The following is a 20,803-nucleotide window of genomic DNA, read 5'->3' as shown; positions in this document are numbered from 1 at the left end:
AGGGCGGGGGAGATATGGTGGCGGGTGCGCTGCGCTTACCCGCCCTACGGGAAAGAAGGTCGAAACTGGGTTTGTAGGGTGGGTAAGCGTAGCGCACCCACCGGGGGCAATTACCCGTACTGCCGCACGCGGGCGATAAACTCGTCGGCGTTTTCAATGCGCGGAGCAAGAAGGATCAGCGCCTTGCCAAGCCCGATGGCGTGGCGCAGGCACGACAGCTTCATCTCTTCATCCCGAATGGTATCGATATCCGCTACATGCGACAGGCCGACGCTTCGGCGGATAAGCTCCGTACCGGCAAAACCAATGGCGTCCGCCCATACCTTCTTCAAAAACTCGCTGGCGTAGCCAGGCTCTGCCAGCGCCGCGTCGCGGGTTTTCTCGCGCGCCAGCATCTGGAAACGCTCGGCGAAGGTGTGCCACAGCGTGGCGATATCGATAAGGCGCTGCTCACGCGCGTCGGCGGCTTCGCGAATGCCGAACTGGCCCGGCGCGCCGCAGTAGTTCAGCAGCAAGTTGCCGATGGCCGTTCCAACGTCAAAGCCCACCGGGCCGAAATACCCGAACTCGGCGTCGATCGCCTTCAGGCTGCCGTCGGCGACAAAAATCGAGCCGCTGTGAATATCGCCGTGCAACAGCGCTTCGGCATGAGAGAAAAAACGGTGCTTAAGCGCAGCCACGGCGCACTTCAGCGCGGCATCGTCGCGCAGCGCGGCGACGTCGGCCTCAAGTTCAGCCGGGTAGTTATTGCGCTCATGAACCTGATACGGATCGTTAAAGAACAGATCTTCGGTGATCTCACACATCTCCGGGTTGATAAAGCGCGCCACTTCGGCCTTTTTCGCATGGGGATGCAGATAAAAATCACTCGTGTGAAACAGCGTCTGGGCCAGATATTCGCCAAGCTGGCGGGCCGCCTGTGGGTAATGCACGCCATTGATGAGTTCGCCGCGCCAGATGCGGTGATCGGAGAGATCTTCCATCACCATAACGGCAAGCGTGGGATCGTAATGATGAATTTTTACCGTGTGCGCCGGGCAGTGCTGATAGTGCGCCACCAGCGTCTGGGCTTCGAGGCGCGCGCGATCGAGCGTCAGCGGCCAGGATTCCCCCACGCAGCGCACATAGGGCAGCGCCTGTTTGACGACAATTCGGCTGACGCCCTGTTTATCAAATATTTTAAAGACCAGATTGAGATTGCCGTCGCCGACCTCCTGCGCGCTCACCAGCTCTTCCGGCGCGCTGAGTCCGCCAAATTGTTGCGCATAAGCCACCGCATCGCTGGCCGTAAAGGTTCGGTATTGCGACATTGCTGATATCCTCATTCAATCTGGTTATAAAGACGTACGGACGTCTATACATCTGGATTTCATCCTGACACAATAGAACACAATAACGCAACAAGGATTTAACGCATGCAGACACTTCAGACGACCAGCCTGCGGGTGGTGGATAACAAGCTCTGGATCCTCGACCAGCAGGCGCTGCCGCAGCAGAAAAACTGGCTGCCCGCCGATAATACAGAGGCGCTGGTGGGGCACATTCACGCGCTGCGTGTGCGCGGCGCGCCGTTGATTGGGCTTTCGGCGAGCCTGCTGCTGGCGCTGCTGGCCGAACATGGCATGACGCGCGACGCGCTCGGCCAGGCGCTGGAGGTACTGCGTGCAGCACGGCCCACGGCGGTCAACCTGATGAATAACCTTGACCGCATGAAACAGGCCCTCACGCAGCCGGATTTCGTGGCGGCGCTGGGCGCGGAAGCCTTACGTCTGGTGCAGGAAGACCGCGAGCTGTGCGAGCGCATCGCGCGCGCCGGGAGTGAACTCGTGAAGCCTGGCAGCCGTTTGCTCACCCACTGCAATACCGGCGGGCTCGCGACGGCGGGCGTCGGCACGGCGCTGGGCGTGATTGCGCGCGCGCATGAAGCGGGCAAGGTGGCGAACGTGTGGGTTGATGAAACCCGGCCGCTGTTGCAGGGCGGGCGCTTAACCGCCTGGGAGCTTGGCGAGCTTGGCGTGCCGTATCAGCTGATTACCGATTCGATGGCGGCGAGCCTGATGGCGCAGGGGCAGGTGGACGCCGTCTGGGTGGGTGCGGATCGCATCGCGGCCAATGGCGACGTGGCGAATAAAATCGGCACCTATTCGCTTGCCGTACTGGCGAAATTTCACAACGTACCGTTTTACGTGGCGGCCCCGCAGACCACGCTCGATCCGGCGTGCCCGAACGGTGCGGCGATCCCGATTGAGCAGCGCGCAGCGGCGGAAGTGACCGGCGTGGCGGGCAGCTTCGGCGCGGTACAGTGGGCGCCGGAAGACGCGCGGGTCTATAACCCGGCATTTGACGTCACACCCGCCGCGCTGATTAGCGGCTGGGTGCTGGACAGCGGCGTGGTGACGCCGGAGGATGTGGCGAACGGGCGTTTCGCCGGGTAAAAAAGGCGTCCGCGCGAGGCGGACGCTGCGTTATTTCACCCAGTCGCGCACCGGCAGGAAGTCGCGGTACAGCGCTGCTTCCGGGCTGTTTTCTTCCGGCTGATAGCCATATTCCCAGCGCACCAGCGGCGGCATCGACATCAGTATCGATTCGGTGCGACCGCCGGTTTGCAGGCCAAACAGCGTGCCACGGTCCCACACCAGGTTGAACTCCACATAGCGGCCGCGACGATAAAGCTGGAATTCGCGCTCGCGCTCGCCCCAGGGCAGCGCTTTACGGCGTTCCACGATAGGCAGATAAGCCTTGAGATAGCCGTCGCCCACCGCCTGCATAAACGCAAAGCAGGTGTCGAAATCGGGCGTATTCAGATCGTCAAAGAACAGCCCGCCAATGCCGCGCGCTTCCTGGCGATGCTTCAGATAGAAATAGTCGTCGCACCACTTTTTATAACGCGGGTAGACGTCATCGCCAAAAGGCGCGCAGAGATCCCGCGCGGTGCGGTGCCAGTGCACCGCGTCCTCTTCAAAGCCGTAAAACGGCGTTAAATCGAAGCCACCGCCAAACCACCAGACCGGATCGGCACCCGGTTTTTCGGCAATGAAAAAACGCACGTTGGCGTGGCTTGTCGGTACATACGGGTTGCGCGGATGCACAACCAGCGACACGCCCATCGCCTCAAAGCTGCGGCCTGCCAGTTCCGGACGGTGCGCGGTGGCGGACGCGGGCATCGCGTCGCCATGCACGTGGGAGAAGTTGACGCCCGCCTGCTCGAACACCACGCCGTCGCGCAGGACGCGGCTACGTCCGCCGCCGCCGCCTTCGCGCTGCCAGGCGTCTTCGACGAAATCATCGCCATCCACCGCCGACAACTGCTGGCAGATACGGTCCTGTAAATCGAGCAGGAAAGCTTTTACGCGCTGAATATCAGGTGCCATCGTTAGCCTCGTTTCGAGTGGGCTTTGTGATTATCAAACCAGTTGAAATAGCTGATGACCCCATTGGCGATGGCGGTCGCTATTTTCTGGCGGAAGGCGGCCGTGCCCAGCAGCTTTTCTTCCTGCGGGTTGGTGATAAACGAGGTTTCCACCAGCACGGACGGGATCGACGGTGATTTCAGCACCACGAACGCCGCCTGTTCCGTGTTGCGGCTGTGCAGGCGGTGAACCGGTTTTATCTGGCGCAGAATATGCGAGCCGAGCGTCAGGCTATTTTTAATGGTGTCGGTCTGCACCAGATCGAACAGCACCTGTTGCAGATAGTGATCTTTATTTTTGACCTTGCTGCCCGCCACGTCGTCGGCGGCGTTCTCGCGCTCGGAGAGGTATTTCGCCATGGCGCTACTGGCACCGCGGTTGGAGAGCGCAAAGACCGACGCGCCCGCGGCGCTGGGGCTGGTAAAGCCGTCGGCGTGAATCGACATAAACAGATCCGCGCCATGCTTGTGCGCGATTTCAACCCGATCGTAGAGCGGGATGAAGGTGTCATTGCTGCGCGTCAGTTTGGCGTCGATGCCGTGGGCGCGCAGAATGGCGCGCACGTTTTTCGCGATGGCGAGCACGACGTGTTTTTCTTTCGAGCCGTTATGGCCGATGGCGCCGGTATCAATGCCGCCGTGGCCCGGATCGAGCATCACGAGGCGGCGCGCGCCCGCTTTTTTCGCTTTAGGCTTGCTGTGGCTGTTACGCGTGCTGAGCGCCGGGCTCTCTTCTTTCGCCAGCGCCTGGTTAAGACCGGTCAGCGCCAGCGCGGCAAGGCCGGTACGCAGCAACTGACGTCGCGAGGTGAGTTTTTTTAAGGGTTTGAAAGTGCTCATGCGTCCTGACTTCTGATTTTACTGTCCTGGAGTGTTATAACCTGGCGTAACGGGGTGGAACGACACCCTGTTGCAACAAAAGTTTTACTATTCATTTCAGGGCGTGATGATTCATCAGTATGCCATTTTCAACGAACTTTTGCCGAAGATATTGGCTATTGGCGCCGGTAGCGCCATAATCGGAGTTTTTACGCCACAAAAGACGGGGAATACCATGGAGATACGCGTTTTTCGCCAGGCCGACTTTGAAGAAGTCATTACCCTGTGGGAGCGCTGCGATCTGCTGCGTTCGTGGAACGATCCTGAAATGGATATCGAACGTAAACTTAACCATGACCCGGATCTTTTCCTGGTGGCGGAAGTGAGCGGCGAAATCGTCGGCTCCATCATGGGCGGCTATGACGGCCATCGCGGTTCGGCGTATTACCTGGGCGTACACCCGGAGTTTCGCGGCCGCGGCATCGCCAACGCGCTGTTAAACCGGCTGGAGAAAAAACTCATCGCGCGAGGCTGCCCGAAAATCAATATCCAGATCCGCGAAGAAAACGACGTCGTGCTCGGCATGTACGAGCGGCTGGGCTATGAACATCAGGATGTGATTAGCCTTGGCAAACGGCTTATCGAGGATCAGGAGTATTGATAACCTTTTCACCCGGCCGCGGCCGGGTGAACCAGGCGTTTAGCCTTTGGTGATTTTCTTCACGTCGATTTCGACGGAGTTCCAGTCTTTATCCACTTCACCTTCGATGCGCACTTTGTCTTTCGGCGTGACGGTGACGCCATTCCAGACGTGGTCGTCGATGTCTACGTTGACGGTGCCGCTGGCGTCGCGGAACTCATAAAGCTCTTTACCCATCTTGCGCACGATGTTGCCTTCCAGCACCACCCACGCGTCATCGCGCAGGTTTTTCGCTTCGCTGACGGTCGTGCTTGCGGCGTCCGGCCCCTGGAAACCGCCTTTTGTGGCCGTCGCGCTGGCGCTATTATCCGGGCCGGAGAAGCCGCCTTTCTGCGCCATCACGGGCGTCGCTGACAGCGCGCAAGCGGCGATACACAGAGCGATAAGCTGTTTTTTCATTTCCATCTCCTTGGGTTAGGTACGACGAAGACCTTTCTTCGTCGGATAAGACAAGACATAATTTTGGATCTAATACCGAAAGAGTCCAGGGTTTATACGTGTATTTACCTTCCGATTACGACAGCCGCGGCTGGCTTAAACTCCCGTTGCTGTTCTGGGCGGTGCTGTTATTGCAGGCGCGCACCTGGGCGCTGTTTGTGCTGGCGGGCGCGTCGCGCGGGCAGGGCGAGGCATTGCTGGGGCTCTTCTACCCTGACCGTCAGAGCTTCTGGCTGGGGCTGGCTGCTGGCCTGCCTGCGTTGCTGACGTTTCTATTAAGCGGGCGGCGGCACGATTTCCCCCGCCTGTGGCGCGGCGCGCGTTATCTGTTAATGCTGACGCAGGCCGTAATGCTGCTATCGCAGGCGCTGCTGCTCTGGCGCGATACGCCGGGCGGCATCGCGCTGGCCCTGCTCGTGCTGGACGCCTGGGCGCTCTGGCTGCTGGCCTCGCATCGCCGACTGCGTGCCTGTTTTGAAACACCACAGCCCTGAACGGCACTTTTTGCCGTCTTTACGCTCCAACGAGACATTGTCGACTGATAAAAGGAACCGGGATGAAGAAATTGCCTTTGCTGCTCTGTGGAACGTCGCTGTTACTGGGTGGCTGCTCAACGCTCTCTAACGTTAACTGGTCAAAGGCGGCGCCCTGGCACTGGTTTGACGGGTGGGGATCGTCGCTGGAAGTCACCGAAAAGGGCGTCGGCGATATCACTGCCGAGACGCCGCTGCAGGAAGGCGCGATAAGCGAGGCGTTGGGCGACGATTATCGCCTGCGCAGCGGCATGCGCGCTAATGGCGGCACGATTGTGCGCTACTCCGAAGCGATGAAAGAGAACCAGCTGGCGCTGGTCATTGACGGCGAAAACGGCACGGTGAGCCGCATCGACGTGCTGGATAAAGCGATTCCTGCAGACAACGGTGTGGAGATCGGCACGCCGTTTGGCGATCTCTATAAAAAAGCGCAGGGCGTCTGCCAGAAAGCCAACGCGCCGGATGATGAGGGCGTGGAGTGCAAAGCGCCTGACAGCGAGCACATCAGCTATGTGTTCAGCGGTGAATGGCGCGGCCCGCAGGAGCTGATGCCGCCGGATGACACGCTCAAAGGCTGGACGCTGAAAAAGATTATCTGGCGTCGCTGAGTCTTGCGTAAACGCAACGCCTGAACCGCGAAATCGGGTACAATACGCCCGGTTTTGCCACCCGGTGGCAGCGGTTTATCAGGAGGAGTGATGTCTGTGGTTCAAAGCGGCATTTTGCCGGAGCATTGTCGTGCGGCTATCTGGCTTGAGGCGAGCGTTGATGAAAGCCAGCGTGAGGCGCTGCGCGCGGCGAGTAAAATTTTCGCCGATAAAGTCGCGACCTTTCAGGCGCAGTTTCCCGAGGCGAATCTTGGCGTTGTCGTGGCGTTCGGCCACACCCTTTGGCGGGCGCTGACGAAGGATGACAGCGCAGCGGAGCTGAAAGACTTTGCGCCGCTTGGTAAAGGGCTCGCGCCCGCGACGCAGCATGACGTGCTGATCCACATTCTCTCTCTGCGTCACGATGTGAATTTCTCCGTGGCCCAGGCGGCGCTGGAGGCGTTCGGCGACGCGCTGAAAATCGAAGAGGAAACTCACGGTTTTCGCTGGGTGGAAGATCGCGACCTGAGCGGTTTTGTCGATGGCACCGAAAACCCGGCGGGCGAAGAGACGCGCCGCGAAGTGGCGGTGATTCAGAACGGCGTCGACGCGGGCGGCAGCTACGTGTTCGTGCAGCGCTGGGAGCATAACCTCAAACAGCTCAATCGTATGAGCGTGCCGGATCAGGAGATGATGATAGGGCGCACCAAAGTCGCTAACGAAGAGATCGACGGCGACGTGCGTCCTGTTACGTCGCATCTTTCACGCGTTGATCTGAAAGAAGACGGCAAAGGACTGAAGATTGTGCGCCAGAGCCTGCCTTACGGCACGGCCAGCGGCGTGCATGGCCTTTACTTCTGCGCCTATTGCGCGCGACTCTATAACATCGAACAGCAACTGCTGAGCATGTTCGGCGATACCGACGGCAAGCGCGACGCCATGCTGCGCTTCACGCGTCCGGTGACCGGCGGCTACTATTTCGCGCCGTCGCTGACCCGCCTGCTTGCCCTTTAATTCCCTTCGCGCGCGGCCTTACGGGCCGCGCCGTCACGCCTTTCGTCTTATATCCTTTTGCGCTTGCAAATCACTAAACGGTATATAAAAGCGGTATAGCTTTCTCACCCGTATAAATACACTGATGGCTCGATCGTTATCACATTTATAAGGTGCAAAATGGCCGTGAAATCAGTGAAAAAAGCATGGGGCGCGCTGGCGATTTCTCTGCTGATGGCGGGTTCCGCGCAGGCGACTGAACTGCTTAACAGCTCTTATGATGTTTCGCGCGAGCTGTTCGCTGCCCTGAACCCGCCGTTTGAACAGCAGTGGGCGAAGGAGAACAACGGCGACAAGCTGACGATCAAACAGTCTCACGCAGGCTCCTCAAAGCAGGCGCTCGCGATTTTACAGGGCTTAAAAGCAGACGTTGTAACTTATAACCAGGTGACCGACGTTCAGATCCTGCATGACAAAGGCAATCTGATCCCGGCCGACTGGCAGGCGCGTCTGCCGAACAATAGCTCGCCGTTCTACTCCACCATGGCGTTCCTGGTCCGTAAAGGAAACCCGAAGAACATTCACGACTGGAATGACCTGGTGCGCCCGGACGTGAAGCTGATTTTCCCGAACCCGAAAACCTCCGGCAACGCGCGCTATACCTATCTGGCGGCCTGGGGCGCGGCGGATAAAGCCGACGGCGGCGATAAAGCCAAAACCGAGCAGTTTATGACCCAGTTCCTGAAAAACGTTGAGGTGTTCGACACCGGCGGGCGCGGCGCGACCACCACGTTTGTCGAGCGCGGCCTGGGTGACGTGCTGATTAGCTTTGAATCGGAAGTGAATAACATCCGTAATCAGTACGCCAAAGAAGGCTACGAAGTGGTCGTGCCGAAAGTGAATATCCTGGCGGAGTTCCCGGTGGCGTGGGTCGATAAAAACGTGAAGGCCAACGGCACGGAAAAAGCGGCCAAAGCCTACCTGAACTGGCTCTACACGCCACAGGCGCAGCAGATTATCACCAGCTATTACTACCGCGTGAATAACCCGCAGGTGATGGAATCGCTGAAAGATAAATTCCCGCAAACCGAGCTGTTCCGCGTGGAAGACGCCTTCGGCCAATGGCCGGACGTGATGAAAACCCATTTCGCGAGCGGCGGTGAGTTCGACAAGCTGATGGCGGCGGGGCGTAAGTGATGTTTGCTGTGTCTAAACGCGTGCTGCCGGGGTTTACCTTAAGCCTCGGCACCAGTTTGTTGTTTGTCTGCCTTGTCTTGCTGCTGCCGCTGAGCGCGCTGGTGATGCAGCTCTCCCAGATGACCTGGGCGCAGTACTGGGACGTGATTTCTAATCCGCAGGTGGTGGCGGCGTACAAAGTGACGCTGCTCTCCGCGGCGGTTGCTTCGCTCTTTAACGGCGCGTTTGGCCTGCTGATGGCCTGGATTTTAACGCGCTACCGTTTTCCGGGCCGCACGCTGCTCGACGCGCTGATGGATCTGCCGTTCGCGCTGCCGACCGCCGTGGCTGGCCTGACGCTCGCCTCGCTGTTCTCGGTTAATGGTTTTTACGGCGAGTGGCTGGCGAAGTTTGATATCAAAGTGACGTATACCTGGCTTGGCATCGCGGTGGCGATGGCGTTCACCAGTATTCCTTTTGTCGTGCGTACCGTTCAGCCGGTGCTCGAAGAGCTGGGCCCGGAGTATGAAGAGGCGGCGGAAACCTTAGGTGCTACCCGTCTGCAAAGCTTTCGTAAAGTGGTGCTGCCGGAGCTTTCGCCGGCGCTGATGGCGGGCGTGGCGCTCTCCTTTACCCGCAGCCTCGGCGAGTTCGGCGCGGTGATTTTTATCGCGGGCAATATCGCCTGGAAAACCGAAGTAACCTCGCTGATGATTTTTGTTCGTTTGCAGGAGTTTGACTACCCGGCCGCGAGCGCGATTGCCTCCGTGATTCTTGCCGCGTCGCTGCTGCTGCTGTTTGCGATTAACACGCTGCAAAGCCGGTTTGGACGCAGGGTGGTGGGACACTGATGACGATGATGACACAGGCGCGCGAAGGCGCGCGCATAAACTGGGGTAAATGGCTGCTTATCGGCATCGGGATGCTGCTGTCGGCGTTTATTCTCGTGGTGCCGATGGTCTATATCTTTGCCAAAGCCTTTTCCGACGGCCTGATGCCGGTGCTGGAGAATATCGCTAACCCGGATATGCTGCACGCCATCTGGCTGACGGTGCTGATCGCGCTGATTACCGTGCCGGTTAACCTGGTCTTCGGCACGCTGCTGGCCTGGCTGGTGACGCGCTTTAATTTCCCCGGTCGTCAGCTGCTGCTGACGCTGCTGGATATTCCTTTTGCCGTCTCGCCTGTAGTAGCGGGGCTGGTGTATCTGCTGTTTTACGGTTCCAACGGCCCGCTCGGCGGCTGGCTGGACGCGCACGATATGCAGATTATGTTCGCCTGGCCCGGCATGGCGCTGGTAACGATATTTGTGACTTGTCCGTTCGTCGTGCGCGAACTGGTGCCGGTGATGTTAAGCCAGGGCAGCCATGAAGATGAGGCGGCGATTTTGCTGGGCGCTTCGGGCTGGCAGATGTTCCGCCGCGTGACGCTGCCGAATATTCGCTGGGCGCTGCTCTATGGCGTGGTGCTGACTAACGCCCGCGCCATCGGCGAATTCGGCGCGGTGTCGGTAGTGTCCGGCTCTATTCGCGGCGAGACGCTGTCGCTGCCGTTACAGATTGAACTGCTGGAGCAGGACTACAACACCGTCGGCGCGTTTACCGCCGCCGCGCTGCTGACGCTGATGGCGATTCTGACCCTGTTTTTAAAGAGTGCGTTGCAATGGCGCCTGAATAATCAGGAGAAACGCGTGCAACAGGAGGGAAATCATGAGCATTGAGATTGCCAATATTAAGAAGTCTTTTGGTCGCACCCAGGTGCTGAATGATATCTCTCTGGATATCCCTTCCGGCCAGATGGTGGCGCTGCTGGGGCCGTCCGGCTCCGGGAAAACCACGCTGCTGCGCATTATCGCCGGGCTTGAACACCAGACCAGCGGGCAGATCCGCTTTCACGGCACCGATGTGAGCCGCCTGCATGCGCGCGAGCGTAAAGTCGGGTTCGTGTTCCAGCATTACGCGCTGTTTCGCCATATGACGGTGTTTGACAACATCGCGTTCGGCCTGAGTGTTCTGCCGCGCCGCGAGCGTCCGAACGCCGCCGCGATTAAACAAAAAGTGACGCAGCTTTTAGAAATGGTGCAACTGGCGCATCTGGCCGACCGCTATCCGGCACAACTTTCTGGTGGCCAGAAACAGCGCGTGGCGCTTGCGCGTGCGCTTGCCGTTGAACCGCAAATTCTGCTGCTCGATGAGCCCTTCGGCGCGCTTGACGCCCAGGTGCGTAAAGAGCTTCGCCGCTGGCTGCGTCAGCTGCATGAAGAGCTGAAATTCACCAGCGTCTTCGTGACCCACGACCAGGAAGAGGCGATGGAAGTGGCCGACCGCGTGGTGGTGATGAGCCAGGGCGATATCGAACAGGCCGATGCGCCAGAGCAGGTGTGGCGTGAACCGGCGACCCGCTTCGTGCTTGAGTTTTTAGGCGAAGTGAACCGGCTCAAGGGCACCGTGCGCGGCGGGCAATTCCACGTCGGCGCGCATCGCTGGCCGCTCGGCTTTACGCCTGCATACCAGGGGCCGGTGGATCTGTTCTTACGCCCGTGGGAAGTGGACGTGAGCCGCCGCACGAGCCTTGATTCGCCGCTGCCGGTGCACGTGCTGGAAGTCAGCCCGAAAGGCCACTACATGCAGCTCGTGGTACAGCCACAGGGCTGGTATGACGAACCGCTCACCGTGGTGCTGCGCGAGGAATACGTGCCGCAGCGCGGCGAGCGGCTGTTTGTCGGCCTGCAGCATGCGCGCATTTACCACGGTAATGAGCGTATCGAGACGCGCGAGAATATTGCTCTGGCGAAGTCTGCCTGATAGCTTATTGCGCAGGTTTATCGCCCGGTGGCGCTACGCTTGCCGTGCCGACAGTCATCACCGCATTTTCCTGGCCGGGTAAGCGAAGCGATACCCGGCTTTTTTATTGAGTAAACATCGTGAACACACTCGAACAAACGATCGGCAATACGCCTCTGGTGAAGCTCCAGCGCCTTGCGCCGGACAACGGCAGTGAAATCTGGGTCAAACTCGAAGGCAATAACCCGGCGGGCTCCGTCAAGGACAGGGCGGCGCTGGCGATGATTAGCCGCGCCGAAGCGCGCGGTGAGATTAAGCCCGGCGATACGCTGATTGAAGCCACCAGTGGTAATACCGGCATTGCGCTGGCGATGATCGCCGCCGTCAAAGGGTATCGTATGACGCTGCTGATGCCCGATAACATGAGCATGGAGCGCAAGGCGGCGATGCAGGCCTATGGCGCGAAGCTGGTGCTGGTGAGCCGCGAACAGGGAATGGAAGGCGCGCGCGATCTCGCCTCTGAAATGGCGAAACGGGGCGAAGGGATTATTCTCGATCAGTTCAATAACCCGGATAACCCCTGGGCGCACTATACGACCACCGGGCCGGAGATCTGGCGCCAGACTGAAGGACGTCTCACGCATTTTGTCTCCAGCATGGGCACGACCGGCACCATTACCGGCGTCAGCCGCTTCTTACGTGAGCAGGCCAAACCGGTGACCATCGTTGGCTTACAGCCGGAAGAGGGCAGCAGTATTCCGGGTATTCGCCGCTGGCCCGCAGAGTATCTGCCTGGGATTTTCGACCCGTCGCTGGTGGATGAAGTGCTGGATATTCATCATCGTGATGCGGAAAGCACGATGCGTGAGCTGGCGCGTAAAGAAGGCATTTTCTGCGGCGTCAGTTCCGGCGGCGCAGTATGCGGCGCGCTGCGCGTGGCGCGCGCGAACCCGGGGGCTGTCGTGGTGGCGATTATTTGCGACCGGGGCGACCGCTATCTCTCCACAGGCATCTTTAGCGAAGAAAACAGCTACAGCCAGGGCGCGGGGATTTAACGCCATAACGGCGGGCATAAGCCAGATGGGGATTTCAGCCGCCGCGTTTTCGGTAACCCATCAATATCCAGTAGCAGGGCGGTCAGGAACGGTCAGAAGAAACGCCGGTGGCGCATGGTTTGGTGAAGCCCGCGGTTAAGTGCAGGAATAAAAAAATGGCGCCTTGCGGCGCCATTTTTGTACACGAGTCAGTCTTATTTCTTGATACGGATTACCGGCGTTTCACCGACGGTCACGCTACCAGAAAGCTTGGTCAGCTCTTTGATTTCGTCCATATTGGAAATAACAACCGGCGTCAGCGTGGATTTTGCTTTCTCTTCCAGCAGCGGCAGATCGAATTCGATAACCGGATCGCCTTTCTTCACGCGCTGGCCTTCTTCAGCGATGCGTTTGAAGCCTTCGCCTTTCAGCTCAACGGTATCAATACCGAAGTGGACGAACAGCTCAATGCCACTGTCCGATTCGATAGAGAAAGCGTGGTTAGTTTCGAAAATCTTACCGATGGTGCCATCAACCGGCGCAACCATTTTGTTACCGGTCGGTTTGATAGCGATGCCATCACCAACGATTTTCTCTGCGAACACTACATCCGGCACGTCTTCAATATTAACGATTTCACCAGACAGTGGAGCAACGATCTCAATGGTTCCGGTGTCGCTATTGCCTTTATCACCGAACAGTTTACTAAATAACCCCATTAGCCTTCTCTCCTAAGCAGTAATTTGGGCCGCATCTCGTGGATTAGCAGATTGTTTTTTCTTCAATGAACTTGTTAACCAGCGTCATTAACTCGTCCGTTGTCGGTTGAGCAAGAGCCTGCTCTGCTAAAACCTTCGCATCTTCGAAGTTCGTGTTACGGATAATCTTCTTAATGCGCGGGATAGAAATGGCACTCATACTGAATTCATCCAGACCCATCCCCAGCAACAGAAGTGTAGCACGTTCGTCGCCAGCAAGCTCACCACACATGCCGGTCCACTTACCTTCAGCATGAGATGCATCAATAACTTGCTTGATGAGGTTCAGGACAGACGGTGACATCGGCTGGTAAAGATGCGATATCATATCATTACCGCGGTCAACCGCCAGGGTGTACTGCGTCAGATCGTTGGTACCAATACTGAAGAAATCGACTTCTTTGGCGAGGTGGCGCGCGATGGTCGCGGCAGCCGGGGTTTCTACCATGACGCCGATTTCAATCGTTTCGTCGAAAGCTTTGCCTTCGTCACGCAGTTCTTGTTTGAAAATCTCGATCTCTTTTTTCAGCGCGCGCACTTCTTCAACCGAAATAATCATCGGGAACATGATGCGCAGTTTGCCGAACGCGGAGGCGCGCAGGATGGCACGCAGCTGATCGCGCAGGATCTCTTTACGATCCATCGCGATGCGGATTGCACGCCAGCCGAGGAACGGGTTTTCTTCTTTCGGGAAGTTCATGTACGGCAGCTCTTTATCGCCGCCGATGTCCATGGTACGCACGATAACGGCCTGCGAGCCGCACGCTTCAGCAACGGCTTTGTAGGCCTGGAACTGCTCTTCTTCGGTTGGCAGAGAATCGCGGTCCATGAACAGGAATTCGGTACGGTAGAGGCCTACGCCTTCTGCGCCGTTACGCTCGGCGCCTGCGACATCGCGCACGGTGCCGATGTTCGCGCAGACTTCAACCTGGTGGCCGTCAAGAGTGATAGCTGGCAGATCTTTGAGCTTCGCAAGCTCTGCTTTTTCTTCAGCAACCTGAGTCTGAATCGCGCGCAGGGATTCAATCTCTTCGTTCGTCGGGTTAACGTAAACTTTGTTGTTAACCGCATCGAGGATCAGGTAGTCGTCGTTTTTCACCTGAGTGGTGACGTTGCCGGTGCCCACAATCGCTGGCAGCTCAAGGGAGCGCGCCATGATGGAGGTGTGGGAAGTACGGCCGCCCAGATCGGTAATAAAGCCCAGCACCTTTTTCAGGTTCAGCTGTGCGGTTTCCGACGGGGTTAAATCGGCTGCCACCAGAATCACTTCGTCCTGGATGGAGCTTAAATCAATGATGGCCAGGCCCAGAATGTTGCGCAGCAGACGCTTACCAATATCGCGCACGTCAGCGGCGCGTTCTTTCAGGTATTCATCATCCAGCTCTTCCAGGGCGGTCGCCTGACCTTCGATAACTTCATGCGCTGCCGCGTCGGCAGTGATGTGCTTATCTTTAATCAGGGCTATGATTTCCTGCTCCAGCTCTTCATCTTCCAGCAACATGATGTGGCCTTCGAAGATAGCTTCCTTTTCTTCACCGAAAGTTTCGCCGGCCTTGATCTTGATAGCTTCCAGCTGAGCGGAGGCTTTGGCGCGACCACTCAGGAAACGTTCTACTTCCTGATCAACCTTATCGGCAGAAATTTTTTTCCGGTCGATGACAATTTCATCTTCTTTCAGCAGCAATGCTTTGCCGAAAGCGATACCCGGAGACGCTAAAATGCCTGAAATCATAACCCTACCTTACTTGTGACTGATTTTAATAAGAACCCGGAACTTACTCGAGTTCAGCCATCAGTTTTACCAGATGCTCTACTGCTTTCTGCTCATCTTCGCCTTCTGCGGAGATGGTCACAACGGTGCCCTGAGTCAGGCCCAGAGTCTGCAGTTTAAACAGGCTTTTTGCGCTGGCGCTTTTGCCGTTGGAAGTCACAGTGATCTCGGAGGTGAAGCCTTTCGCTTCTTTTACAAACTGAGCAGCAGGGCGGGTATGCAGACCGTTCGGAGCGGTAATAGTCACTTCTTGCTGGAACATTGTATTTCCCCAACTTATAGGTTTAGTTTGTGGAACTAAAGTCTAGCCTGGCGGCGTGACTTTAGCCTGTATTGTTAGCGTCGGCGTAACGGAACGCAGCACGGATGCCAGAACCACGAAAAACGCATGGCTTTTTGTTCCATGCGGCTCGCGTTTCGCTCGTCATTAATCATTATGACGCGATCGAAGTAGCATAACCAAATCGTTAAATCGATTCAGCACACATCAATTCGCCTCAGGATTAATTTCACGCATCGAAATAATTGCTGGTTAAATACCAGACCCGGTCGATCCAGGCAATGCCATACAAGACAAAAGTTTGATGCACGCCACAAAAAAGCACCCCTTTGGGTGCTTTTTTGCGCATATTTAACAATCTGGCATCACTGTTGCAGTTCTTTCTCAGTGAAGAGATCGGCGAACAGCGCGGTGCTTAAATAACGCTCACCCGAGGATGGCAGGATAACCACAATATTCTTATTGGTAAAGGTTTCATCTTCCTGAAGCTTGAGCGCAGCGGCAACGGCGGCACCGGAAGAGATACCGGCCAGAATCCCTTCTTCTTCCATCAGGCGGCGCGCGGTGGAGATGGCTTCTTCGTTGGTGATACCGATAACTTTATCGATCAGTTTGAGATCCAGGTTGCCTGGAATAAACCCTGCGCCGATGCCCTGAATTTTATGCGGGCCTGGTTTTAGCTCCTGACCTGCGATGGCCTGGGCGATTACCGGGGAATCGGTCGGCTCAACCGCGACGGTAATCAGCTCGGTTTTACCCTTGGTATTTTTGATATAGCGGCTCACGCCGGTCAGCGTACCGCCAGTACCGACGCCTGCGATAAATACATCAACCTGGCCGTCCGTATCTTCCCAGATTTCCGGGCCGGTGGTTTTTTCGTGAATCTCCGGGTTAGCCGGGTTGCTGAACTGCTGCAACAGCAGATATTTCGACGGATCGCTTGCGACAATCTCTTCCGCTTTCTGGATAGCGCCTTTCATGCCTTTAGCGCCTTCGGTCAGTACCAGATTTGCGCCCAGCGCTTTCAGCAGCTTACGGCGCTCAACGCTCATGGTTTCCGGCATGGTCAGCGTCAGCTTATAGCCACGGGCTGCGGCGACATACGCCAGCGCGATGCCGGTGTTACCACTGGTCGGCTCGACCAGCTCCACGCCCGGCTTCAGTACGCCGCGCTTTTCCGCATCCCAAATCATATTGGCACCGATACGGCACTTAACGCTGAAGCTTGGGTTACGTGACTCCACCTTCGCCAGAATGCGTCCGTTACCGATGCGGTTCAGTCGAACCAGCGGCGTATGGCCAATAGTCAACGAGTTGTCTTCAAAAATCTTGCTCATAGCCCGTCCTTAACTGTATGAAATTTGGGAACCGCACCAGCATACCCGCTCACCGCGTGTGAGGAAGTAAGGATTTCGTATATCGTTATACTCGTGCGAAATAATGCTTAAGAGTATGGAATAAGCCCGGCTATATGCCAGCCGGACTAGCGCCAGCTCGCATGTTTACCGCGATAACAATCCACCCACATCGCCGTTGCGCCGCAAACCGCGACGGGCATAATCGCCAGATTCAGCACCGGGACCAGCGTAAAAAGGCTGACCAGCGCGCCGAACTGCATATTTAAGCCTTTACGCTCACGCAGCGCCGCGCGCATGGTTTTAAACGGCACTTTATGGTTGTCGAACGGGTAGTCGCAGTACTGGATAGAGAGCATCCAGGCGCTAAACAGGAACCACAGCACGGGGGCGACGGTCTGGCCAATACCCGGAATAAAGTAGAGCAGCAACAGCACCAGCGCGCGGGGCAGATACCAGGCGAGCTTTTGCCATTCGCGTTTCATAATGCGCGGCAAATCTTTCATGATGCCGAGAATACCGGTATCCGGCGGCGTGGCACCGGTGAGGCGTGCTTCCAATTGTTCCGCCAGCAGACCGTTAAACGGCGCGGCTATCCAGTTCGCCACCGTCGAAAAGAAATAGCCGAAAACAAGAACAATGGAGATAACCGCGAGGGGCCAGAGCAGGTAATTAAGCCACTGCAGCCAGTCCGGTACATGAGACATGAGCTGCGGGATCCAGTTATCGAGGCGGGTAAACAGCCACCAGAACGCGCCGCCCATCAGCAGGAAGTTGACCAGCAGGGGAAGGATGACGAAGCGCCGAATGCCGGGCTGGCTTATCAGACTGAATCCTTCTGAAAGGTAGTACAGACCGCTGCGCGAACCCGCGCCTGTCGTTGAAACCATAGTTCCGCAAAGCTCCTTATTAGCCTCCCCGAACCGGGGCCCGGTTATCTTAACCGAGAGGGAAATTTGCGCCACCCGAGAAATGGTCGAAAAAACAGCAAAAAGCACGATTTCTTTCATCTTTCTGTCCGGAAAACCGAGCGCGCACTTGCACTTGCCGTAATGGGCAAATACTCTTAGTGAGTAAATGTTTGCCGTCATGGCAAGGTGTTAGAACAACAGAGAATATAATGATGCAGGATTTGCGTCTGATATTAATCATTGTTGGCGCGATCGCCATAATCGCCTTACTGGTGCACGGTCTGTGGACCAGCCGTAAGGAGCGTTCTTCTATGTTCCGCGATCGTCCGATGAAGCGCATGAAATCGAAGCGCGATGAGGATGAAGACGAAGACGACGTCGATGAGCCGGATGATGACGGCGTTGGCGAAGTTCGCGTGCGCCGCAGCGCGCCGGCGCCGGAAAGCGCGCCTGCTCGCCAGCCTCAGCATAACTATCAGCCGCCTTACGCGCCTTCGCAGCCGCGTCAGCCTGTTCGTGAGCCGGTCGAGCCGGAGCCAGAAGTGGCTTACAGAGAAGCGCCGCAAGCGCCCCTGCATCAGCCGCAAGAACCACAGCCGGTTCGCCAGACCGCGCCGCAACCGTCGCAGCCCGCACCGGCACAGCCTGCCATGCGCCAGCCTGGGCCGCAGCCGGTCGCCGAGCCCGCGCCACAGCCCGAGCCGGTTGCTGAGCCTGCCCCCGTGAGCGCCCCGGAAAAACCGCAGCCGAAAGAAACCGTTATTATCATGAATGTCGCGGCACATGCGGGCAGCCAGCTGAATGGTGATGTGTTATTCAACAGTATTCAGCAGGCCGGTTTTAAGTTTGGCGACATGAATATTTTCCATCGTCATCTGAGCCCGGACGGCAGCGGCCCGGTGCTGTTCAGCCTGGCGAATATGGTTAAACCCGGGTCGTTTGATCCGGAAACCATGACCGATTTCACCACGCCGGGTATCACCATCTTTATGCAGGTGCCAGGCTTTGGCGATGAACTGCAAAACTTTAAACTGATGCTGCAGTCGGCGCAGCATATTGCCGATGAAGTCGGCGGCGTGGTGCTGGACGATCAGCGCCGTATGATGACGCCGCAAAAGCTGCGTGAATATCAGGACAGAATTCGCGATGTGAAAGAGGCGAACGGTTAACCGCCCGCCGTTAAGTTTTCTCCCCTAACCCCCGCCTGTCGGGGGTTTTTTATCATTGATGGTGCGTTATGGAATCAATCGAAGAAAAACTGACTCAACTGCGAACCACGCTTCGCCATCATGAATTTCTCTACCACGTTATGGACGCGCCGGAAGTGCCGGACGCCGAATACGATCGCCTGATGCGCGAACTGCGCGCGCTGGAAGAAGCGCATCCGGAGCTGGTGACGCCCGATTCACCCACTCAGCGCGTGGGCGCAGCGCCGCTGACCGAGTTCAGCCAGGTGCGACATGAAGTACCGATGCTGTCGCTGGATAACGTGTTTGACGAGGCGAGTTTCCTCGCATTCAACAAGCGCGTGCAGGATCGCCTGAAAAGCACTGACGCGCTGGTGTACTGCTGCGAGCTAAAACTCGATGGTCTGGCGGTCAGCCTGTTGTATGAAAATGGTCTGCTGGTCCGCGCCGCCACTCGCGGCGACGGCACCACCGGCGAAGACATCACCCTCAACGTGCGCACCATTCGCGCCATTCCGCTGAAGCTTCGTGGTGACAACATTCCGGCGCGCCTCGAAGTGCGCGGCGAAGTGTTTCTGCCGCAGGCGGGCTTTGAAAAGATTAACGAAGAAGCCCGGCGCACCGGCGGGAAAGTTTTTGCGAACCCGCGTAACGCGGCGGCAGGTTCGCTGCGTCAGCTCGATCCACGCGTTACGGCCAAACGACCGCTGACGTTTTTCTGTTATGGCGTCGGGCTGCTGGAAGGCGGCGAACTGCCGCGCAGCCATATGGAACGTCTGCAACAGTTTAAAGCCTGGGGGCTGCCGGTGAGCGAGCGTATTCGTCTCGTGAAAACGCCGGAAGAGGTGCTGGCGTTTTACCATCAGGTTGAGGCCGACAGGCCGACGCTCGGGTTTGATATCGACGGCGTGGTGATTAAAGTCGATTCGCTCGAGCTTCAGGAGCAGCTTGGCTTCGTAGCGCGTGCGCCGCGCTGGGCCGTGGCGTTTAAATTCCCGGCGCAGGAGCAGATGACGACCGTTCGCGACGTGGAGTTTCAGGTCGGACGTACCGGCGCTATCACGCCGGTGGCGCGCCTTGAGCCGGTGCAGGTGGCAGGTGTGCTGGTGAGCAACGCGACGCTGCATAACGCCGATGAGATAGCGCGCCTTGGGTTGCGCATCGGCGATAAAGTCGTCATTCGCCGCGCGGGCGATGTGATCCCGCAGGTGGTCAATGTGGTGCTCTCAGAACGCCCGGAAGAGACGCGGCCTGTGGTCTTCCCGGCGCAGTGCCCGGTCTGCGGCTCGGATGTCGAGCGCGTTGAAGGCGAGGCCGTAACGCGCTGCACCGGCGGGCTTATCTGCGGCGCGCAGCGTAAAGAGGCGCTCAAGCATTTCGTCTCGCGCCGCGCGATGGATGTGGACGGCATGGGCGATAAAATCATCGATCAGCTGGTTGAGAAAGAATATGTCCATACGCCTGCCGATCTGTTCCGTCTGACGGCGGGCAAACTGACCGGGCTCGATCGTATGGGGCCGAAATCGGCGCAAAATCTGGTCAATGCGCTGGAAAAAGCCAAAGAAACCACCTTCGCGCGTTTCCTCTATGCCCTTGGCATCAGGGAAGTGGGGGAGGCGACCGCCGCCGGGCTTGCGGCGCATTTCGGCACGCTGGAGGCGCTGATTAACGCCTCGATTGACGATCTGCAAAAAGTACCGGATGTCGGCATCGTGGTCGCCACGCATGTGTTCAACTTCTTTGAAGAAGAGAGCAACCGCGCTGTCATTCACGATCTTACCGAAGAAGTAGGCATTCACTGGCCCGCGCCGCAGGTGGTGAAAGCCGAAGAGATAGACAGCCCGTTCGCCGGGAAAACCGTAGTGCTGACCGGGACGTTAAGCCAGATGTCGCGTGATGACGCCAAAGCGCGGCTTGCCGCGCTGGGCGCGAAGGTGAGCGGCAGCGTGTCGAAGAAAACCGATCTGCTTATTGCCGGTGAAGCGGCAGGCTCCAAGCTTGCGAAAGCGCAGGAGCTGGGCATTGAGGTCATCGATGAGGCGGAAATGCTGCGTCTGTTAGGTGAGTAA

Annotated in this window: 21 protein-coding genes; 12 read left to right on the top strand and 9 right to left on the bottom strand. The window is 57.6% G+C overall.

Features of this window, described 5'->3' with window-relative positions; all coding sequences use genetic code 11:
• Nucleotides 1-110 precede the first annotated feature (110 nt).
• Complete coding sequence (gene mtnK, locus ACUW6V_RS14815; RefSeq protein ID WP_454038537.1) at nt 111-1,310, bottom strand: S-methyl-5-thioribose kinase; 1,200 nt, start codon at nt 1,308-1,310, stop codon at nt 111-113.
• A gap of 105 nt (nt 1,311-1,415) precedes the next feature.
• On the opposite strand from mtnK, the gene mtnA reads away from it, so the two are divergent.
• Nucleotides 1,416-2,435, top strand: coding sequence for an S-methyl-5-thioribose-1-phosphate isomerase (gene mtnA, locus ACUW6V_RS14810; protein WP_012124089.1), 1,020 nt, complete (start codon nt 1,416-1,418; stop codon nt 2,433-2,435).
• 30 nt (nt 2,436-2,465) lie between these two features.
• Here mtnA and hemF read toward each other — a convergent pair whose 3' ends face one another.
• Together hemF and amiA are read right to left on the bottom strand one after the other, a co-directional pair.
• Nucleotides 2,466-3,371 carry an oxygen-dependent coproporphyrinogen oxidase gene (hemF, locus tag ACUW6V_RS14805; protein WP_454038536.1) on the bottom strand — a complete coding sequence of 302 codons (906 nt, stop codon included), beginning with the start codon at nt 3,369-3,371 and terminating at the stop codon, nt 2,466-2,468.
• A 2-nt stretch (nt 3,372-3,373) separates the two neighbouring features.
• Complete coding sequence (amiA, locus tag ACUW6V_RS14800; protein ID WP_004388567.1) at nt 3,374-4,249, bottom strand: N-acetylmuramoyl-L-alanine amidase AmiA; 876 nt, start codon at nt 4,247-4,249, stop codon at nt 3,374-3,376.
• 214 nt (nt 4,250-4,463) lie between these two features.
• Between amiA and ACUW6V_RS14795 the strand changes: the two genes are divergently transcribed.
• Nucleotides 4,464-4,889: a GNAT family acetyltransferase gene (locus ACUW6V_RS14795; protein WP_004388568.1), complete on the top strand. Its 426-nt coding sequence runs from the start codon at nt 4,464-4,466 to the stop codon at nt 4,887-4,889.
• Nucleotides 4,890-4,928: 39 nt separating this feature from the next.
• Here ACUW6V_RS14795 and ACUW6V_RS14790 read toward each other — a convergent pair whose 3' ends face one another.
• Nucleotides 4,929-5,327 (bottom strand): YgiW/YdeI family stress tolerance OB fold protein, encoded by a 399-nt coding sequence (locus tag ACUW6V_RS14790; protein ID WP_004388569.1) that lies wholly within the window; start codon nt 5,325-5,327, stop codon nt 4,929-4,931.
• 98 nt (nt 5,328-5,425) lie between these two features.
• Between ACUW6V_RS14790 and ACUW6V_RS14785 the strand changes: the two genes are divergently transcribed.
• The 8 genes from ACUW6V_RS14785 to cysM all read left to right on the top strand — a co-directional run bounded on the left by ACUW6V_RS14785 (nt 5,426) and on the right by cysM (nt 12,493).
• The gene (locus ACUW6V_RS14785; protein ID WP_012124094.1) at nt 5,426-5,860 is read left to right on the top strand and encodes a DUF2919 domain-containing protein; all 435 of its coding nucleotides are present in this window, start codon (nt 5,426-5,428) and stop codon (nt 5,858-5,860) included.
• Between the two features lie 62 nt (nt 5,861-5,922).
• Nucleotides 5,923-6,507: an RpoE-regulated lipoprotein gene (locus ACUW6V_RS14780; protein WP_454038535.1), complete on the top strand. Its 585-nt coding sequence runs from the start codon at nt 5,923-5,925 to the stop codon at nt 6,505-6,507.
• 90 nt (nt 6,508-6,597) lie between these two features.
• Nucleotides 6,598-7,500 (top strand): Dyp-type peroxidase, encoded by a 903-nt coding sequence (locus ACUW6V_RS14775; protein ID WP_012124096.1) that lies wholly within the window; start codon nt 6,598-6,600, stop codon nt 7,498-7,500.
• A 159-nt stretch (nt 7,501-7,659) separates the two neighbouring features.
• Nucleotides 7,660-8,676 carry a sulfate ABC transporter substrate-binding protein gene (locus ACUW6V_RS14770; protein ID WP_454038534.1) on the top strand — a complete coding sequence of 339 codons (1,017 nt, stop codon included), beginning with the start codon at nt 7,660-7,662 and terminating at the stop codon, nt 8,674-8,676.
• Entirely contained in the window at nt 8,676-9,506 is an 831-nt protein-coding gene (gene cysT, locus ACUW6V_RS14765) for a sulfate/thiosulfate ABC transporter permease CysT (protein WP_004388574.1), read from the top strand. Before ACUW6V_RS14770 ends, cysT begins: the two co-directional genes overlap by 1 nt.
• Nucleotides 9,506-10,375 (top strand): sulfate/thiosulfate ABC transporter permease CysW, encoded by an 870-nt coding sequence (gene cysW, locus ACUW6V_RS14760; protein ID WP_004388575.1) that lies wholly within the window; start codon nt 9,506-9,508, stop codon nt 10,373-10,375. The genes cysT and cysW overlap by 1 nt, the downstream gene beginning before the upstream one ends.
• Nucleotides 10,365-11,459 carry a sulfate/thiosulfate ABC transporter ATP-binding protein CysA gene (gene cysA / locus ACUW6V_RS14755; protein WP_142969942.1) on the top strand — a complete coding sequence of 365 codons (1,095 nt, stop codon included), beginning with the start codon at nt 10,365-10,367 and terminating at the stop codon, nt 11,457-11,459. Before cysW ends, cysA begins: the two co-directional genes overlap by 11 nt.
• Before the next feature lie 119 nt (nt 11,460-11,578).
• Nucleotides 11,579-12,493 (top strand): cysteine synthase CysM, encoded by a 915-nt coding sequence (gene cysM, locus ACUW6V_RS14750; protein ID WP_142969943.1) that lies wholly within the window; start codon nt 11,579-11,581, stop codon nt 12,491-12,493.
• Nucleotides 12,494-12,687: 194 nt separating this feature from the next.
• Here the strand turns inward: cysM and crr are convergent, their stop codons facing one another.
• The 5 genes from crr to cysZ form a co-directional block, all read right to left on the bottom strand.
• Complete coding sequence (crr, locus tag ACUW6V_RS14745; protein ID WP_004385842.1) at nt 12,688-13,191, bottom strand: PTS glucose transporter subunit IIA; 504 nt, start codon at nt 13,189-13,191, stop codon at nt 12,688-12,690.
• Between the two features lie 43 nt (nt 13,192-13,234).
• Nucleotides 13,235-14,962 carry a phosphoenolpyruvate-protein phosphotransferase PtsI gene (gene ptsI / locus ACUW6V_RS14740; RefSeq protein WP_007795342.1) on the bottom strand — a complete coding sequence of 576 codons (1,728 nt, stop codon included), beginning with the start codon at nt 14,960-14,962 and terminating at the stop codon, nt 13,235-13,237.
• 43 nt (nt 14,963-15,005) lie between these two features.
• Complete coding sequence (ptsH, locus tag ACUW6V_RS14735) at nt 15,006-15,263, bottom strand: phosphocarrier protein Hpr (protein ID WP_000487600.1); 258 nt, start codon at nt 15,261-15,263, stop codon at nt 15,006-15,008.
• A 383-nt stretch (nt 15,264-15,646) separates the two neighbouring features.
• The gene (cysK, locus tag ACUW6V_RS14730; RefSeq protein ID WP_004385844.1) at nt 15,647-16,618 is read right to left on the bottom strand and encodes a cysteine synthase A; all 972 of its coding nucleotides are present in this window, start codon (nt 16,616-16,618) and stop codon (nt 15,647-15,649) included.
• Between the two features lie 146 nt (nt 16,619-16,764).
• Nucleotides 16,765-17,526 carry a sulfate transporter CysZ gene (cysZ, locus tag ACUW6V_RS14725; RefSeq protein WP_454038533.1) on the bottom strand — a complete coding sequence of 254 codons (762 nt, stop codon included), beginning with the start codon at nt 17,524-17,526 and terminating at the stop codon, nt 16,765-16,767.
• Nucleotides 17,527-17,756: 230 nt separating this feature from the next.
• Between cysZ and zipA the strand changes: the two genes are divergently transcribed.
• On the top strand, nt 17,757-18,716 hold the full coding sequence (gene zipA, locus ACUW6V_RS14720) for a cell division protein ZipA (protein ID WP_454038532.1): 960 nt from the start codon (nt 17,757-17,759) through the stop codon (nt 18,714-18,716).
• Between the two features lie 68 nt (nt 18,717-18,784).
• The gene (gene ligA, locus ACUW6V_RS14715; protein ID WP_161582151.1) at nt 18,785-20,803 is read left to right on the top strand and encodes an NAD-dependent DNA ligase LigA; all 2,019 of its coding nucleotides are present in this window, start codon (nt 18,785-18,787) and stop codon (nt 20,801-20,803) included.

The sequence above is a fragment of the Cronobacter sp. 153480017-3 genome (assembly GCF_053627815.1).
The sequence above is the reverse complement of the archived record's forward strand: the minus strand, read 5'-3'. Positions and strand labels throughout refer to the sequence as shown.

Excerpts from the sequence above, each read along its gene's own strand:
- mtnK (WP_454038537.1), bottom strand. The coding sequence starts at position 1,310 with ATGTCGCAATACCGAACCTTTACGGCCAGCGATGCGGTGGCTTATGCG.
- mtnA (WP_012124089.1), top strand. The coding sequence starts at position 1,416 with ATGCAGACACTTCAGACGACCAGCCTGCGGGTGGTGGATAACAAGCTC.
- hemF (WP_454038536.1), bottom strand. The coding sequence starts at position 3,371 with ATGGCACCTGATATTCAGCGCGTAAAAGCTTTCCTGCTCGATTTACAG.
- amiA (WP_004388567.1), bottom strand. The coding sequence starts at position 4,249 with ATGAGCACTTTCAAACCCTTAAAAAAACTCACCTCGCGACGTCAGTTG.
- ACUW6V_RS14795 (WP_004388568.1), top strand. The coding sequence starts at position 4,464 with ATGGAGATACGCGTTTTTCGCCAGGCCGACTTTGAAGAAGTCATTACC.
- ACUW6V_RS14790 (WP_004388569.1), bottom strand. The coding sequence starts at position 5,327 with ATGAAAAAACAGCTTATCGCTCTGTGTATCGCCGCTTGCGCGCTGTCA.
- ACUW6V_RS14780 (WP_454038535.1), top strand. The coding sequence starts at position 5,923 with ATGAAGAAATTGCCTTTGCTGCTCTGTGGAACGTCGCTGTTACTGGGT.
- ACUW6V_RS14775 (WP_012124096.1), top strand. The coding sequence starts at position 6,598 with ATGTCTGTGGTTCAAAGCGGCATTTTGCCGGAGCATTGTCGTGCGGCT.
- ACUW6V_RS14770 (WP_454038534.1), top strand. The coding sequence starts at position 7,660 with ATGGCCGTGAAATCAGTGAAAAAAGCATGGGGCGCGCTGGCGATTTCT.
- cysT (WP_004388574.1), top strand. The coding sequence starts at position 8,676 with ATGTTTGCTGTGTCTAAACGCGTGCTGCCGGGGTTTACCTTAAGCCTC.
- cysW (WP_004388575.1), top strand. The coding sequence starts at position 9,506 with ATGACGATGATGACACAGGCGCGCGAAGGCGCGCGCATAAACTGGGGT.
- cysA (WP_142969942.1), top strand. The coding sequence starts at position 10,365 with ATGAGCATTGAGATTGCCAATATTAAGAAGTCTTTTGGTCGCACCCAG.
- crr (WP_004385842.1), bottom strand. The coding sequence starts at position 13,191 with ATGGGGTTATTTAGTAAACTGTTCGGTGATAAAGGCAATAGCGACACC.
- ptsI (WP_007795342.1), bottom strand. The coding sequence starts at position 14,962 with ATGATTTCAGGCATTTTAGCGTCTCCGGGTATCGCTTTCGGCAAAGCA.
- ptsH (WP_000487600.1), bottom strand. The coding sequence starts at position 15,263 with ATGTTCCAGCAAGAAGTGACTATTACCGCTCCGAACGGTCTGCATACC.
- cysK (WP_004385844.1), bottom strand. The coding sequence starts at position 16,618 with ATGAGCAAGATTTTTGAAGACAACTCGTTGACTATTGGCCATACGCCG.
- cysZ (WP_454038533.1), bottom strand. The coding sequence starts at position 17,526 with ATGGTTTCAACGACAGGCGCGGGTTCGCGCAGCGGTCTGTACTACCTT.
- zipA (WP_454038532.1), top strand. The coding sequence starts at position 17,757 with ATGATGCAGGATTTGCGTCTGATATTAATCATTGTTGGCGCGATCGCC.
- ligA (WP_161582151.1), top strand. The coding sequence starts at position 18,785 with ATGGAATCAATCGAAGAAAAACTGACTCAACTGCGAACCACGCTTCGC.